Raw genomic sequence first — 16,525 nt, 5'->3', positions numbered from 1 at the left:
TTAAAACCTTGGAAACCATGAAAAATCAAACCAAAAAAGTATGGTTCATCACCGGAGCCTCTAAAGGCATTGGCCTTACTCTCACCCGCCAGCTGTTGCAGCAGGGGCATGCGGTAGCGGCCACCTCCAGAAACGTAGCCCAGTTGCAGGAAGCCGTGGGGGTTTCTTCAGAACAGTTCCTGGCCCTGCCCATGAACTTGACCCATGAGGAAAGTGTGGCGCAGGCCCTGGCCAAAACCATAGCCACCTTCGGGCGGGTAGACGTGGTGGTGAACAATGCCGGGTACGGCCTCATTGGCAGCCTGGAAGAACTCTCTGACCAGGAGGCACGGCAGAACTTTGAGGTGAACGTGTTCGGGTCTTTGAACGTGATCAGGAAAGCGCTGCCGTATCTTCGCCAACAAGGCAGTGGGCATATTTTCAACATCTCGTCTATTGCTGGCCTGAGCGGGAGCTTCCCGGGCTTCGGGGTGTACTGCGCCACCAAGTTCGCTGTGAACGGTTTCACCGAGGCCCTGGCCACGGAGGTAGCACCTTTCGGGATTAAGGTGACGCTGGTGATGCCCGGCTACATACGCACCAACTTCTTAACCGACAGCTCCCTGGTCACGCCGCAAGCCCCTATGGCCGAGTACGCCAACGCCCGCGAAATGCAGACCCTGCACCAGGAGCAGATCAACGGCAACCAACCCGGCGACCCCGAGAAAGTAGCCGCCGCCCTCCTCCAAACCGCCGCAGCTGAAAACCCACCCGTACACTTGCTCTTAGGTTCTGATGCCTATGACATGGCCACCGCTAAACTGGACAACTTAGGGCAGGAGTTTGCGCAGTGGGCGGAGGTGAGTCAGTCGGTGGGGTTTGAGGTAGAGGTGTAGCGGGAGATCGTTTGCGTTGACTGTTTGGGTAGGATTGGGAAAGGTGTTTATCTGTCTGAAGAGGCGGGTAAGCACCTTTTCTGTCTTTAGACCATATACGTAGGCAGTTCCTTTAACTGTCGGTGTGGTATGCTAACAGAAGGTTCACGCAAATGTTTTCTTCCTTCTTCTTTTCAGCATAAGGTCTTAGCGCGCAGCAAGTGTTCACGGTGCAGTTTAAGAATGAATATCAACACAATATTAGTGCTTCCGCCGCCAAATTTTCCTTTTCAAGGCATATGATTGGTAGTATCTTTGGCATTTACAAGATTGACTACTTACCTCTAAATGCAAGGGAAACAACTCCGTAAGCTAGAAGCCGAACTTTGGCGGGCTGCCGACCAACTGAGAGCCAACAGCAAACTTACCGCTTCTGAATACTCTATGCCGGTGCTGGGCCTTATATTCTTACGGCACGCCTTTAACCGCTTTGATAAAGTAAAAGTTGAGTTAGAAAAAGACCTGCCCACCCACCCCCAGCGCGGCAAGCAGCCTCTGACTAAGAATGATTTTCTAGAGCACAATGCCTTGTTTTTGCCAGAGAACGCTCGCTTTGATTATCTGGTAAATTTCCCGGAAGGTGGAAAAACTGTGGTAAACTTAGAAGGCCATCCGGAGCACCTGCAAATTGGCGAGGCTATTGACCTGGCCATGAAAAGCATTGAGGCTGAACATGATACCCTGCACGGGGTACTGCCCAAGAATTATGCGGCGTTTGAGAAAAGCCTGCTGTTTGAATTGCTCCGGATTTTCAACAAAGAGGTATTGCAAAAAGCCGAGGGCGATTTGTTTGGCAAGATTTACGAGTTCTTCCTGAACAAATTTGCTATGAGCGGGGCTCAGGAGGGTGGAGAGTTCTTTACCCCTATGAGCTTAGTACAAACCATTGTGAACGTGATTGAACCCGACCATGGCATTGTCTTTGATCCGGCCTGCGGCTCGGCGGGTATGTTTGTACAGACAGGGTATTTTATTGAAAGCGAAGGCCTTAACCCAACCGAGAAGGTAACTTTCTTTGGGCAGGAAAAGGCTGAATTGAACACCAAATTGGCCAAAATGAACCTGGCTGTGCATGGGTTGGAAGGGAACATACAGGAAGGCAATACTTTCTATGAAGATAAGCATGATTTGGTTGGGGCCGCCGACTTTGTAATGGCCAACCCGCCCTTTAATGTAGATGGGGTTGACAAAGGGAAAGACGCGGTGAAGAAGGACCCACGCCTGATGCTGGATGGCAAAGTGAACCTACCCAAAAACGACAATGCCAACTACCTCTGGATTCAGTACTTCTACAATTACCTGAAACCCACTGGCCGGGCAGGCTTTGTGATGGCCTCCTCGGCGAGCGATGCCGGACACAGCGAAAAAGGCATACGCGAAAAGCTCGTGAAAACTGGCGCCGTTGACGTAATGATGGCTGTGGGGAACAACTTCTTCTACACCCGCTCCCTGCCCTGTACGCTGTGGTTCTATGACCGCGCCAAAGAGCATGACCCTGTGCGCCAAGACCAGGTGCTTATGTTAGATGCCCGCAAGATTTACCGCAAAGTCACCTCTAAGGTCAATGACTTCAGCCCGGAGCAAATGCAGAACCTTATCTGCGTAGTAAACCTGTACAGAGGCAATACCCAAAAGTTTGCCCATACCGTGCAACACTACCTGGAGACGGCAAGCAATTTGGCAAGAGAAACAGCCCAAACCCTAGCTAACCTGCAAAAAGTATTCAAAGAGGTACAGCAGACCGCACTCACCTTTGCCCGTCAGCAACAGTTTACCACTTTTGAGCAAGCGCTTCAGTTGGAAGAGGCTAAAGAAGTACATGCCCAGCAGGACACCCTGATAGCCGCTGCCCAGATAGCCACTGCAGACAGCGTTGTATTAGAGGCCATAGCTCGCCAGTGCCACCAGCTGCGCAAGCCTCAGGACAAACTGATAAAACAACTCATAGACGCTATTGCCACGGCTACCAAAGAGCTGCAGCTCACTAAGAACAAAGACTGGAAGGCCCTGAACCTGAAAGAAACCCTGGAACAACTAAAAGCCCTGCAACTGAAGCTGAGCGGCAACCCAACAGAAGAAGAGCCCGGCCTTTTGCATGACACCGAATATTTCTGGAAACAAGCCCAGTGGCTGCAAAGCCGCTTCCCGCTGGGCGAGTACCAAAACGTAGAAGGCTTGTGCAAAGTAGTCTCACAGGCAGACATTGAAGCCAAAGACTGGAGCTTGAGCCCCGGCCGCTACGTAGGCGTAGATTCCACGCCCACCGAAGACTTTGACATAGAAGACCGCCTAAACGAAATTCACTTAGAGTTGGAAAGCCTGAACGAAGAGGCTTATGCCTTGGCCAAGACTATTTCTGAAAATTACAAGGAGTTAGCGGTATGATTCTTAATGATGTCTGTGAACTGATAATTGATACTGAGCATAAAACAGCCCCTAATGTTGAAGTTGGTATTCCGAGTATTAGAACTCCAAATGTTGGTAAAGGCCGATTGATATTAGACAAGGACATTAAATATGTTGATGAACCAACCTTTGTACAATGGACAAAACGAGCGATTCCAAGAAAGGATGATTTGATAATTGCCAGAGAAGCGCCAGTTGGGAATGTGGCTTTAGTTCCAGACATACAGTTGTGTCTTGGCCAGAGAACAGTTTTAGCAAGGCCAGATAAAAGGAAAGTGAGTCCTTCATTTTTATGCTATTATTTGCTTAGTCCTAAAATGCAGCATAAAATGCTTTCAGGCTCTGGTGGGTCAACAGTCGCTCATTTAAACATGAAGGATATTAGGAATCTGGAACTTGAACAGCTCCCTGCCCTTCCTACTCAAATTAAAATTGCCTCCATTTTATCTGCTTATGATGATTTAATAGAGAATAACCTGAAGCGGATAAAGCTATTGGAGGAGAAAGCCGCTTTAATGTATAATTCAATACTTGTTAATCTCAAAGAAACCAGAAAAGTAAGCCTATATGAAATTGCAGATATACAAATGGGATATGCTTTCAAAGCAGAAGAATTCAATGAGTCTGGTGAAGGAAACCCAATTATACGTATTAGAGACATTCCTAATCAAAGTACTAAGTCTTTTACCACACAAGAAGTAGAATCCAAATACATTATAGAAAAGGGCGACTTACTGATTGGTATGGATGGAGAATTTCACATCAACGAATGGCTAGGCCAAAAAGGTTATCTAGTACAGCGAGTATGCAGGTTACGCTCTAAAGACCCATTCTATCAAAGTTTTCTTTGGCAAGCATTAATAAAGCCAATCAAATTTTATGAATCTACCATTTCAGGAGCTACAGTTGCACATTTGGGAAAAAAACATTTAGAACAAATTTATTTACATATACCTGACTACTCAACTAGTGATATGTTAGTTGAGCTAAATCAAATGAGACATTTAAAAATCAACCTGTCTCACCAAAACTTTAAGCTTCAAGAGGCTCGAGACATACTTCTGCCTCAGTTAATGAACGGAGAAATTGAAGTATAAATCAACCCGTTGCTGGTACAGGCAAACAATTACTACCCTTTAGCTTCTGTTTTGGAGCTATTTTTCAAAAATAGCCCAAAACAGAAGCTATCTTAACGTATGCTTAAATACCTTTAATTACCCAAAGCCATCATACCTGCGCTAAAACTTTAACCCCTTTAGCTTTCTATTATATTTACCATACGTTTCTAGCCTCTTTTCGCAAAAACAGGCTAAAAACGCATTATCAGAACATTTATCTATCATTTATATCTTCATAAAGAAACGCCATGCCTACCTCAGAACTTAGCTACTTCACCAGTGAAAAAATAATAGAACTTGCAACAGAGAAACAATATGACCAGAAAGCTTTACAGGAGTTTACTCGGTTTCTGGCGCTCACGGTTGAAGAAGAGCAACAATACACTTATGAAGAAGAAGATGTAGTCAGCAACGTACTCGCTTTTGTAGAGAAACACATGCAATTGTTTGAGGGCCAGCGGCAACTAGGGTACAGCGCAAATTGGGCCCGAGCCTATGCTGAGAACACTTTAGTTGAAAACCACAAAAACGCGGTTGTCTACGCCTATGAAGCAAGCTTGGCTACCCACCGGGCACAAGCTACCGCAGACTTAACGCTGTACTGCCAGCTACACGGTAAAGATGCCCACTTTCAACGGCATTTTGATTTTCTGGTAAAAACAGACTTTGCCAATCCAGAACCTACCGTTATTGCCCAGGCTGCCGTTTACTCCCAACTTTATAAAGAGCAAATTAGCCAAGGTAAAACAGACCTCTTCGCTAACCGCTACGCAGACCTTATGGCTTTAGACCAATATTCAGAGTTAGGCTGCTATGCAGAAGCTGCAGAATATGAAAGGGCAATTCTGAAGGGGCACAACCATGACTTCTTTCACGCCTTAGCCATGGGCATGAGCGAATACATTGCCAATGAATTCCCAAGCTATCAAAAGGCTGCAGGTTCTAAAGCTGTTGACATAGAAAGAAATAGGCTACAAAAGAAATACCAACATCTGCTATAACAGGCAGCGTAAGCGACACTTATTTGGCTAAATCTTTAATTGAGCATCTACCTTCCCAAAATTCATTAACTTGTACATTGGAAGGAAGTACTATGCGACTTCTAACAGTAGAATTAATCTCATAATAAGTATAACGTTTAAGATTAAAGAACATAAATTCACTTTTAAGTGAATCAAAATTTTAAAAAGTCAGTTATAAGTGAATATATTTGAGCTGAAAGTCTGGGATGATGAGGGGGCGCGTTGTACCTTTTATACTGTACAGCAGCAAGATGACCCAGAAAATGAAACTGATAAATTCTTTGCCAAGTATGAAGAAGCAGAAGGCCTTGAAGAACAAATAGGCATATTACTCTCCTTTGTTCTGGATAGCATAGGCAATGACCATGGTGCTTTAGACGCTCTGTTTAACAGAAATGAAAACGAAGTAAAAGGCTTACCAGCCCAGGGCAAAGTAAGAATAGGTGAAGTAATGTTGCATTTCCCAAACTTCCCGCTCAGGTTATATGCCTTAAAAATTACTGATGAACTAGTGGTTTTATTTAACGGCGGGGTAAAAGACGGCCCTACTAATCAGCAAAGCAGCCTTTATATAAAATGGATAGAAGCCTGCCAATTTGCCAAAAGGATTATGGAGGCGCTTGTATCTAAAGAGATTTTGGTAGATGAAAGAAACCGAAAACTCACAGATGGTACGGGCGGAAATGATTTAGCACTATAAAGTATTTTAAGGATATGAGAAGCAAGGTAGCAGAAAGAATACTAGCCAAAACCCCAGAAGATGTAAGAATCTTCACGCGTCTTTACGCCGATTTAGTTGTTCTCATTAATACTATATTAGAAGAGAAGGGCTATACGCAAAAAACGCTGGCAGAGAAATTAGAAAAACGACCTTCAGAAATAAACAAATGGTTAAACGGAGAGCACAATTTCACCCTACGCTCTGTTGCTAAACTTCAGGCTGAATTAGGAGAAGTTTTGTTGCAAGTGCCTTCCAGAAAAACAGCGGCAGAGCAGTTTAACACCTCGTTACGTATTTTTCACCAAACAACTTTGCAGGAAAAGCTCCCTCATAAAAGTGAGAGAGAAAAGCTAGTACAGAATGATTTTGTGTGGACGTATGAGACAAGTCAAAAAAAGATAAAAAATGCCAACCAAAGCCCAGTTCTCGCCTGAGAAGCTTTCTTTGATAGATTTCAAACTTGTAAAAGGGCAAATTGAAACCCCAGAAGATTTTGAAATTGAAAAAAGCCTAAGTTTTAAAATTGACAACACCCTGCAAATAGGCTTTAATTTAGAAGAAAAACTCATTAGAGTAGATTACTCTGTGCAGATTACTACCCAAAGCAAGAAAGCAAACAAATCAGAGGCAACTGCTAATTTTCAGTTAGTTTATTTCTTCCAGAACTCTAACTTAGATGAACTAGCCAAACCAGACGAAAACGGAGTAATTGAATTAGATGCGTCTCTAGGAAATGCCTTGGCATCTATTGCCTATTCCACCTCCAGGGGAATTTTGCTCACCCGGTTGCAAGGCACCGCTTTCCAAAGCTTTATTTTACCAGTCATTAACCCAAATAAGCTTTTACATTAGTAGAAACCAGCTGGAATGACCTGGGAATATTCAGAAGACAACCTCATTGAGCAAACGGCCATAGACCTGTTCTTCCACAAGTTAGGCTGGGATACTTTGCTGGCTTTCAACAAAGAAAGTTTTGGTGAAGAAAGCACCCTGGGGAGGCTTAATAAAAAGGAAGTAGTGCTTAAGAAGAACTTCTTTGAGAAATTACGGCAGTTCAATCCAGGCCTTCCCCAGAAAGCTTATGACGAGGCCTATGAAAAACTGGTTGTTGAAAGTAGTTCAAAGTCTTTGTCTGACATTAATCTTGAAAAATATCAGTTACTGCGTGATGGTATACAAGTTGACTACACCAATGAAAAAGGTCAACTGGTAAAAAACAAGACACTCAAAGTATTTGATTTTGAGTTCCCAGAAAGCAATCATTTCCTGGCCGTACGTCAATTGTGGGTGCAAGGCAAAAGCAACCGTGAACGCCGCCCAGACATCATTGGGTTTGTCAACGGTATTCCATTACTATTTATAGAACTAAAAGCCGCCCACCGCAAACTAGAAAACGCTTACAATGACAATTTTACTGACTACAAAGATGTAATTCCTAAGCTTTTCCACTACAATGCCTTTGTACTTTTAAGTAATGGAATTGAGAGCCGCATTGGCAGTATAACTGGCAAATACCAACATTTCCATGAGTGGAAACGCATTACTGAAGAAGATGAAGGCGTAGTAGCCCTAGACAGGATAATAATAGGCGTTTGCGAGAAAAGCCGGTTTTTAGACTTGTTTGAAAACTTCATACTTTTTGATAACTCCCTTGGTAAAACCATAAAACTCATTGCCCGCAATCACCAGTTCATTGGCGTAAATAAAGCCATAGCCAATGTCCAACTCCAAGACCAACTCTACAAACTAGGTAAGATAAGTTTAGAGCAAAAGCAGAAGCTAGGAGTATTTTGGCACACCCAAGGCAGCGGCAAATCTTATTCCATGGTTTTCTTCTGCCAAAAGATTCACCGTACCTTCACCGGAAGCTACACGTTTTTAGTAGTAACAGACCGTAAGGAGTTAGAGACGCAAATTTATGGCACCTTTAGCGGCATTGGAGCAGTACCCCAAATTAAAGCTGGAACCAAAAACTCCCTCAAAGCCAGCGATGGCGCTCACCTTAAAAAGCTTTTGGGCTTAGAGAACCGTTACCTGTTCACCCTTATCCATAAATTCAATTTTACTGAAGAAGTAACTCAGCGAGACAATATAATTGTCATTTCAGACGAGGCCCACCGCACTCAAGGTGGGCAATTGGCCATGAACCTGCGAAATGCCCTTCCCAACGCCTCTTTTATTGGCTTTACAGGTACACCCCTCTTTAAAGATGACGAGCTCACTAAACGCATTTTTGGGGACTACGTGTCTCGTTATGATTTTAAGCGCAGCGTAGATGACGGTGCTACGGTACCACTCTATTATGAGAACAGGGGCGAATACCTAGGACTGAAGAATCCAGCAATCAATGAGCAGATAAGAAATCTATTAGACACAGAAACCGAGGATTTAGATAGTGACCAACGCAGCCGTATTGAACAGTTGTTTGCGCGCGAATACCCTATTCTCACTGCCCAGCCAAGACTAGAAGCCATTGCCAAAGACTTAGTATGGCATTTCTGCAACCGGGGCTACAAAGGCAAAGGCATGTTCATTGCTTTAGATAAGGTAACGGCCGTACGCATGTATAATCTCATTCAACACCACTGGAAACTGTACATGTCCCAATTAGAAAAAGACATAGCTAAAGGGAAATACGGAGACCAGGAGCTTCTGGAGAAAAGCCGTGAGTTGCATTGGATTAAGGAAACCGAAATTTGCGTAGTGGTAAGCTCTGAACAAAATGAGATACAGAAATTCAGGAATTGGGATTTAGATATTGAACCCCACCGGGAGAAAATGAATACCCAAGACCTGGAAACCAGATTTAAAGATGAAGACGACCCGTTTAGGCTGGTGATTGTCTGTGCTATGTGGATTACAGGATTTGACGTGCCCACCTTGTCTACTATGTACTTAGACAAGCCCTTAAAAGCACATACTTTAATGCAGGCAATTGCCCGAGCTAACCGGATAAGTGAAGGTAAAAACAATGGTCTTATTGTAGATTACATTGAAACCTATACCTCGTTGTTAGACGCTTTGGCTGTCTTTGGCACCGGTACCAAGAAACCTGGAGAGAATGATGAAAAACCTGAGCCGCCAGTAAAGCGCAAAGCTGAACTTATCATCTTGCTGGAAGAGGCATTGACTAGTACCGAAGCATTTTTGCAGGACGAGGTCAACTTTGACCTACAAGAACTCATCAAATCACATGGTTTAGAGAAATTGGCTGCCATGGAAAAAGGCATTAATGCCGTGTACACCAATGATGAGACTAAAAGAAAATTTCAAGTTTTGGCCCGTGAGGTGTTCAAGAAATATAAAGCTCTCCAACCAGACAAAGTCTTAAACCAATTCACTCCAAGAAAGAATGCCATAGATGTTATTTATACTGCCATTGCAGACAATGTAGAAAGCGCTGATGTGGCAGACATTATGAAAAAGATTCAGGCAGTGGTAGACGCATCCATTGAAAACATGGTGGCAGAGCCCACTTATGATCATGGTAAAATAATTGACCTCAGCGGGCTAAACTTTGAATTGCTGGAACAGCATTTTCTTAAGACAAAAAACAAGAACGCAGCTGTTCAGTCTTTGAAAGATAAAATAGAGAAGCAGCTAAAGTACATGGTAGAGAAAAACCCATTACGGGTTGATTTTTACAAGCGCTACCAAGAAATCATTGATACCTATAATTTAGGGAAAGACGCCATTACAATAGAAGATACGTTTAAGCAGCTTATTGAATTTGTGAACTCCCTATCAGCGGAAGAAGCGGAGACTAAACGGGAAGGACTTACAGAGGAGCAAAAAGCTGTCTTTGATATATTACGGAAGCCTACCTTGTCTGAGCCTGACAAGAAAAAGATAAAACAGATTGCAATAGACCTGTTAGAAGACCTCAAAACTGAAAAGCTAAAGGTTGAATATTGGGCAGACAAAGCATCTACAGCAGCAGCCGTGTTCAATGCTGTAAACAAGACATTGTTTAGAGAACTTCCTTATCCCACCTACCAACAGGAAGAAGTAGAAGTCAGAACACAACTCCTCTATTCCCATTTGCGTCAGCAATATTTTGGAGGTGGTGTAAGTATGTATGGCTCATATTAATTAACCCATGCACTCCATCTTACTCACCTACATCACTCATTACACCAAAACCCTGCTCATCTAGCATACGAGAAGCATAGGATGCATCTGGCCGTACAGAATTGAGAGCTATACCAAACTGCCAGCCAAACAAATGACCAACAACGACACCACCCGGCTCTCCCGCCTGACAGCCATTCTGACGCAGCTACAAACCAAGCGGCTCACCACGGCGCCTGATCTGGCAGAGAAGTTCAGGGTAAGCGTCCGGACTATATACCGCGACATGCGGGCCTTGGAGCAGGCAGGTGTGCCAATTGTCACCGAAGACGGCAAAGGCTATACCTTGCTGGAAGGGTACCGGATTCCGCCGGTCATGTTTTCTGAGAGCCAGGCCAATGCCTTGATTCTGGCCGAGCAACTGGTGCTGAAGAACAAAGACACCTCTTTCATTAAAGATTACACTGAGGCCATTGACAAAATAAAAGCCGTGCTCCGGCCCGCCGAAAAAGACAAAGCCAACCTGCTGTCCGACCGGACCCGCTTTGAGCAGAACCTGACCCGAGACCGCAACAGCCACCATCTCTCGCAGCTGCAGAACGCCCTTACTAACTTTTACCTGGCCCACCTGGAGTACACGAACGAGCAAGGCACCGCCACCAGCCGCACCATTGAGCCCTTCGCGTTGGTAAGCACCACTGAGAATTGGCTGCTCATTGCCTGGTGCCGGTTACGCACCCAGTTCAGGTATTTCCGGTTAGACAGAATCACGCAACTGAAGGTGCTGCCGGAGAAGTTCAATCCCCACCACATGACCCTGCAGGAATATTTCGATCAATATCATTAAGCGCTTGTTGTACCCCTGACATACCGCTGTCACCAGGCCACTCCACCTTTGCAGGGTAAACCTAAAACCACAAAGAAATGGAAAAGCACACAGTAGACCCCTGGGCCTGGGGCAAGAACACCAACTCGGTACAAGCGGTGGAAGTAAAAAACGTAACCGGTACGCTGTACTGTTCGGGGCAGGTAGCCCTGGACGCCAACGGCATCCCGAGCGAGGCCGACATGCGGTCGCAGCTCCTGCAGACCATTGCCAACCTGGAGCACCTCATCAGCGAATCGGGTTATGACTGTAAGAACATAGTCCGGCTGAACGTGTACACCACCTCTACCCAGGAATTTTTCATGACCTGCCTAGATGTGTACGTGCCGTTCCTGCAGAAGCACAGTATTCAGCAGGCCACTACCCTGCTGGAGGTGAAAGGACTTTTCGCTGCCTTGACCGTAGAACTGGAAGCCACCGTAGTGAAATAAATGCAGCAAAAGGAAGTAGAAATCTTTTACCCGGCAACCCGTGCCGCCTGGCGGAAGTGGTTAGAAACCAACCATCTTTCCCGCCAGGCGGTGTGGCTTGTTTTCTATACCAAGAAATCAGGCAAAAGCACCCTCACCTGGGCCGAAGCCGTGGCGGAAGCACTCTGCTTTGGCTGGATAGACAGCAAGAAAGTTAAGATAGACGAAGAAAAAGCGCACCAGTTCTTCAGCAAACGGAAACCCTACAGCACCTGGTCTAAAATCAACAAAACGCATGTGCAACGCCTTATAGCAGAAGGCCTCATGACCGCCGCTGGCTACCAAAGCATTGAAATTGCGAAACAAAATGGCTCCTGGACTATTTTAGATAGCGTGGAAGAATTGATCATTCCGGATGATCTGGAGGCGGCCTTTGCCACCCACCCCACGGCGAAAGATTTTTTCCTGCGCCTGAGCAAATCCGCCAGAAAAGTACTGTTGCAGGGGCTGGTACTGGCCAAACGCCCCGAGACCCGGCAAAAACGGATTACGGAACTATTGGCCCTCGCTGACCAGAAACAGAAGCCTCGGCCTTAAGCGCTTCTTTACATTTATCTTTTGCGCTGCCAAACACCCTTGCCAGAACCTGCGGTCACGCTTTTTTGTCCCGTAGCTCCACTACGCATCTCAAAAAACCGCTTCTGCAGAACCCTACTCTGGCATTTTCGCTTGCAAAATCAAAAGGTAAACAGGCTCTAAGAAAGGCGCTCAACTTTACCTAACGCACGCTCCCCGTTCAGGAATATGGGTGGGTAGCACACACTCTGCCATGTCTAAGCAGCAATAAGAGAAAAACGCACTGTGGCAGCTTTCCCGTACAACCTATATTTAACTATTAAACCCATTCTGTATGAAATCAAAACTGGCAGCGTATCTCTTGTGGTTCTTTTTGGGCTGGTTGTCTATGCACCGGTTTTACCTGGGCAAAATAGGGTCTGGCATCCTGTACCTGCTCACGGGGCAGTTGCTGGGCATTGGCTGGCTGGTAGATCTGTTCCTGACCAGCAGCATGGTAGATAACTACAACAACAAGGTGGAGATACAGGACCTGCGCCGTGAGGTGCGCGGTCACCAGCCCCGGCGGTAACAGCAAGCGCCCGGCTTTACATCAATTCCTGTTTTCGGCCTGTTTTCAGGAAAATAGGCCGAAAACAGGAATCATATTCGTAGCAAAAATTAAGAAGAAGAGCGCCCCACCGGCCAAACCGAGAGAGCGCTTTTCTTTTCCCGCTTCTCAGGATAGGCTAACTGCCTTCTCACCCATTATCTACGAAGCCGGGGTATAGGGTCATGCCGCCGTCTACGTAGATGGTGGTGCCGGTCACGTAGTCGCTGTCTTCAGAGGCCAGCCAGGTAGCCACCTTGGCCACGTCCTCGGGCTGCCCTATGCGCTGGTACGGGATCAGCTTCAGCAGCTCCTTCATCTTCTCCTCGTCCTTCCAGACATCGTCATTAATATCAGTGGCAATGGCGCCCGGTGAAATCGCATTCACCCTTATTTTCTTAGGGGCCACCTCCAGCGCCAAAGATTTCATGAGCATGAGAATACCCCCTTTAGACGAGGCATAATTCACGTGCCCCGCCCACGGAATAATATCATGCACCGAGCTCATGAAGATGATGTTGCCCTTGGCTTTGTCCCCGGGCCCCGCTTCGCCTTTCTGGCTGAAGATTTTGATGGCTTCGCGGGCGCAGAGAAAATAGCCGGTGAGGTTGGTGGTCATCACCTTGTTCCATTGGTCAAGGGTCATGTCTGAGAAGGCGCTGTCTTTCTGGATGCCGGCGTTGCTCACCACCACATCTATGGTGCCGTAGGTGTCTACGGCTGCCTGAAACAGGCGGGTCACGTCTTCCTCTTTCCCTACATCTGCCTGGCAGACAAAACCTTTGCCCCCGCCCTTTTCTACTTCGCTTAACGTATGCCGGGCACCCTCTTCATCACTGTGGTAGTTGATGATGACGTTGGCGCCCTGCTGGCCAAACGCAATGGCAATGCCCTGCCCAATGCCAGAGCTGGCCCCGGTGACCAGTACCGTTTGATTTGCTGTCTGTGTTGACATATTTGTATGGTTAGTTGGTTCTTGTTAGTGGTTGACGTCTTTGTTGCGGCTGTCATTGAGCTGCTTGTTCAGGTTATACGCGGCGCTGATCAGGCCCAGGTGCGTGAACGCCTGCGGAAAATTGCCCAGATGCTCGCCCTGAAACCCCAGCTGCTCGGCATACAGGCCCAGGTGGTTGGCGTACCCCAGCATTTTCTCAAAGTAAAACCGCGCCTTCTCCAGCTGCCCCGCCCGTGACAGGCACTCTACGTACCAGAAAGAGCACATAGAGAAGGTGCCTTCATGGCTCACAAACCCATCTGGGGCGGCCAGGTCCTGGCGGTAGCGGTACACCAGCGAGTCTGAGACCAGTTCCTCTTCAATTCTGCTGAGGGTAGACAGCCACCGTGGGTCTTTGGGGCTGATAAACCGCACCAGCGGCATGAGCAGCGTACTGGCGTCTACTGTCTGGGCGCCGGGGTACTGCATGAACGCCTGCTTTTCGGCATCCCAGTAATCAGTGAAGATGCTGTTGAAGATCTTGTCCCGCTCTTCGCGCCAGCGGTTGTTCAATGGGAAAGAACGGGTCTCACTGATTTTGATGGCACGGTCAAACGCCACCCAGCACAGCAGCCGCGAATAGAGGAAATCCTTCCGGCCGCCGCGCACCTCCCAGATGCCTTCGTCCGGCTGGTTCCAGTGGTCGGCGAGCCAGTCTATGTGGTTCTCCAGGTCTTTCCAGAAGTCATACGAGATGGGCTCGCCGTACTTGTCATAGAGGTACACAGAGTCCAGCAGCTCGCCGTAGATGTCCAGCTGCAGCTGCCCGTAGGCGTCATTCCCAATCCGGACCGGAGAAGATTCTTTATAGCCTTCAAAATGCGGCAGCACCTTCTCCTCCAGCTGCCGGTGCCCGTTGATGGAGTACATGATCCCCAGCCGGTCTTCGTTTTTAATGCCGTGGCACAGCCGTTCCACCCAGTGCATGAACGCGCCCGCCTCTTTGGTATACCCCAGCCTGATCAACGCGTACATAGAGAACGAGGCGTCTCTGATCCAGGTGAAGCGGTAGTCAAAATTGCGGCCGGCACCAATGCTCTCAGGCAGGCTGAACGTGGGGGCGGCAATAATAGAGCCGTATTGGTGCGAGGTGAGCAGTTTCAGCACCAACGCTGAGCGGTTCACCATGTCCAGCCAGCGGCCGGTGTAGGTAGACTGGCCTATCCAGTTCTTCCAGTAATTAACGGTTTCAAACAGGCTCTGCGTCACAAAGGCGGCAAAATCCCGGTCCCGGTCATGCTCCTTCTCTACGTGCTCCAGCAGGAAATCTGCGGTTTGGGTGGGCCCCAGGCTGAAGGCTGCCACCACATCTGGCCCCTCTATGTGCAGCGGCACTGAACTCACAAAGCGCAACACCGTTCTGGCGGCGTCACTGCAGGCAAAAAGCACCTCGTTCTCTGACACCCGCTGCACCACGTGCGCGCTTTGGCCATAGTTGAAGCGGGGGCTGCACCGCATCTGGTACTGCACCTCGCCCCTGATGGTGGTGACCCGCCTGATCAGCTCTTTGCCGCTGTACAGCTCCTCTACGGGCATGAAATCAGTGATCTCGCCCACGCCTTCCGGCGAAAGGAACCGCGTGAGCAGCACATTGGTGTCTGGCAAGTACAGCTGCTTTGTTTTCTGCTCCTCAAACACCGGGCTTAGCTGAAAACTGCCGCCTTTTTCCTTATCCAGCAGGGCCGCAAAGATGCTGGGCGAGTCAAAGTTGGGGAAACACATAAAATCAATGCCCCCGTCTAAGCCAATCAAGGCCACGGTGTTTAAATCTCCAACAATTCCGTAATTCTCAATGGGCTGATACCGCATGCCTGCTCGTTTAGAAGTCACCTCAGAAAAGCAGGCGGCGGGCAGCTGAACGGGCAGCCGTTGCTATCCTCTCCTGTTCCCCGCGCCGTCTTTTCCTGTTCAATAGTACTGCCAAACCGCAGGAAGTGTTCTGCCGCCCTCGTGATAAGCCCCCTGCGCCAGCCTGTAAGCTCCGGCTTTACTCCGGGGCAGAGGAGACCTTCTACAAAAGCTGTTTTCGGCCTGTTTTTCTGAAAACAGCCCAAAAACAGAGGCAGGTGATGACGTCTGCCGCTTTTGCCGCCCCTGCTGCTGGCCCGTAAAAAGTCTGTACAGAGTGATGTACCACTGATAAACCCGGAACAGCAGGAAAAATAAGCTTCTTCTTGTGTAAAACTTCTCCCCCCCCCACTACGGCCCCGTGGAAACCTTTCACTGAAAATTTTACCGTCATTCTGCTGAGGGTTGTTTACATTTATAGCAGTTCTCCTGCTTTGCTGGATCAGTTCTACCCACTGTACCCTCTCCAAGATGAAACCTACCGGTACCCAACAAGTTGAAGATTTCTTACGGCAACTGAACCACCCGTTCAAGCCTGAGATAGAAGAAGTACGCCGCCTGGTTCTGCAGGCGGCACCTTCTCTCACTGAGCACATCAAATGGAACGCCCCCAGTTTTTGCCAACACCACCAGGACCGGATCACCTTCCAGCTGGCAGGGAAAAAAGGCTTCCGGCTCATCTTCCATTGCGGCGCCAAAGGCAATCCAATCCCTCCGCAGGCACCTCTACTGCATGACCCCAGCGGTTGGCTTTCCTGGCCGGCCAATGACAGGGCAGTAGCCACGTTTGGGGAGATGGCAGATGTACGGGCCAGGGAAGCCGTGCTTACGGCACTGGTGCAACAGTGGCTGGCGGTCACCCAGCCCGCTCCGTAACAGTTCAAGCAGACAGGCTGGCCATTAAAAGTTGCCCGCGCCGCAACGGGAGAGAGGCACCGTCGCAAATCCCCCCGTTATTGTCGGAGCGGCA

Annotated in this window: 16 protein-coding genes; 13 read left to right on the top strand and 3 right to left on the bottom strand. The window is 47.7% G+C overall.

Going from position 1 to position 16,525, the window contains the following annotated elements; translation table 11 throughout:
• The first annotated feature begins 17 nt into the window (after positions 1–17).
• The 12 genes from FHS90_RS14205 (at position 18) to FHS90_RS22785 (ending at position 12,695) form a co-directional block, all read left to right on the top strand.
• Positions 18–875, top strand: coding sequence for an oxidoreductase (locus FHS90_RS14205; RefSeq protein ID WP_182513534.1), 858 nt, complete (start codon positions 18–20; stop codon positions 873–875).
• A 327-nt stretch (positions 876–1,202) separates the two neighbouring features.
• A complete protein-coding gene (locus tag FHS90_RS14200; RefSeq protein ID WP_182513533.1) occupies positions 1,203–3,299 on the top strand; it encodes a type I restriction-modification system subunit M in 2,097 nt (698 codons plus the stop codon).
• A complete protein-coding gene (locus tag FHS90_RS14195) occupies positions 3,296–4,417 on the top strand; it encodes a restriction endonuclease subunit S (RefSeq protein ID WP_182513532.1) in 1,122 nt (373 codons plus the stop codon). Before FHS90_RS14200 ends, FHS90_RS14195 begins: the two co-directional genes overlap by 4 nt.
• Before the next feature lie 269 nt (positions 4,418–4,686).
• The gene (locus FHS90_RS14190; protein WP_182513531.1) at positions 4,687–5,439 is read left to right on the top strand and encodes a hypothetical protein; all 753 of its coding nucleotides are present in this window, start codon (positions 4,687–4,689) and stop codon (positions 5,437–5,439) included.
• A 199-nt stretch (positions 5,440–5,638) separates the two neighbouring features.
• Positions 5,639–6,160 carry a hypothetical protein gene (locus FHS90_RS14185; RefSeq protein WP_182513530.1) on the top strand — a complete coding sequence of 174 codons (522 nt, stop codon included), beginning with the start codon at positions 5,639–5,641 and terminating at the stop codon, positions 6,158–6,160.
• 14 nt (positions 6,161–6,174) lie between these two features.
• On the top strand, positions 6,175–6,615 hold the full coding sequence (locus tag FHS90_RS14180) for a helix-turn-helix domain-containing protein (RefSeq protein ID WP_182513529.1): 441 nt from the start codon (positions 6,175–6,177) through the stop codon (positions 6,613–6,615).
• Positions 6,587–7,033 (top strand): hypothetical protein, encoded by a 447-nt coding sequence (locus FHS90_RS14175; RefSeq protein ID WP_182513528.1) that lies wholly within the window; start codon positions 6,587–6,589, stop codon positions 7,031–7,033. Before FHS90_RS14180 ends, FHS90_RS14175 begins: the two co-directional genes overlap by 29 nt.
• Positions 7,034–7,048: 15 nt before the next feature.
• Positions 7,049–10,273, top strand: coding sequence for a type I restriction endonuclease subunit R (locus FHS90_RS14170; protein ID WP_182513527.1), 3,225 nt, complete (start codon positions 7,049–7,051; stop codon positions 10,271–10,273).
• Between the two features lie 133 nt (positions 10,274–10,406).
• Entirely contained in the window at positions 10,407–11,099 is a 693-nt protein-coding gene (locus tag FHS90_RS14165; protein ID WP_182513526.1) for a helix-turn-helix transcriptional regulator, read from the top strand.
• 77 nt (positions 11,100–11,176) lie between these two features.
• Positions 11,177–11,569, top strand: coding sequence for a RidA family protein (locus FHS90_RS14160; RefSeq protein WP_182513525.1), 393 nt, complete (start codon positions 11,177–11,179; stop codon positions 11,567–11,569).
• The gene (locus tag FHS90_RS14155; RefSeq protein ID WP_182513524.1) at positions 11,570–12,145 is read left to right on the top strand and encodes a YdeI/OmpD-associated family protein; all 576 of its coding nucleotides are present in this window, start codon (positions 11,570–11,572) and stop codon (positions 12,143–12,145) included. It begins immediately after the preceding gene.
• 313 nt (positions 12,146–12,458) lie between these two features.
• Complete coding sequence (locus FHS90_RS22785; protein ID WP_066829264.1) at positions 12,459–12,695, top strand: TM2 domain-containing protein; 237 nt, start codon at positions 12,459–12,461, stop codon at positions 12,693–12,695.
• Positions 12,696–12,864: 169 nt separating this feature from the next.
• On the opposite strand, the gene FHS90_RS14145 is transcribed toward FHS90_RS22785, so the two are convergent.
• From FHS90_RS14145 to FHS90_RS14135, 3 genes are all read right to left on the bottom strand, one after another.
• A complete protein-coding gene (locus tag FHS90_RS14145) occupies positions 12,865–13,668 on the bottom strand; it encodes an SDR family oxidoreductase (protein WP_182513523.1) in 804 nt (267 codons plus the stop codon).
• A 24-nt stretch (positions 13,669–13,692) separates the two neighbouring features.
• Positions 13,693–15,516 (bottom strand): glycoside hydrolase family 15 protein, encoded by a 1,824-nt coding sequence (locus FHS90_RS14140; protein ID WP_182513522.1) that lies wholly within the window; start codon positions 15,514–15,516, stop codon positions 13,693–13,695.
• A 202-nt stretch (positions 15,517–15,718) separates the two neighbouring features.
• The gene (locus FHS90_RS14135; RefSeq protein ID WP_182513521.1) at positions 15,719–15,949 is read right to left on the bottom strand and encodes a hypothetical protein; all 231 of its coding nucleotides are present in this window, start codon (positions 15,947–15,949) and stop codon (positions 15,719–15,721) included.
• Between the two features lie 77 nt (positions 15,950–16,026).
• Between FHS90_RS14135 and FHS90_RS14130 the strand changes: the two genes are divergently transcribed.
• Positions 16,027–16,431, top strand: coding sequence for a DUF1801 domain-containing protein (locus FHS90_RS14130; protein ID WP_182513520.1), 405 nt, complete (start codon positions 16,027–16,029; stop codon positions 16,429–16,431).
• The last annotated feature ends 94 nt before the right edge of the window (positions 16,432–16,525 follow it).

Source organism: Rufibacter ruber, assembly GCF_014138425.1.
GTDB classification, from domain to species: domain Bacteria; phylum Bacteroidota; class Bacteroidia; order Cytophagales; family Hymenobacteraceae; genus Nibribacter; species Nibribacter ruber_C.
Note: the sequence above shows the minus strand (reverse complement) of the source record. Positions and strands in the feature narration are given on the sequence as shown.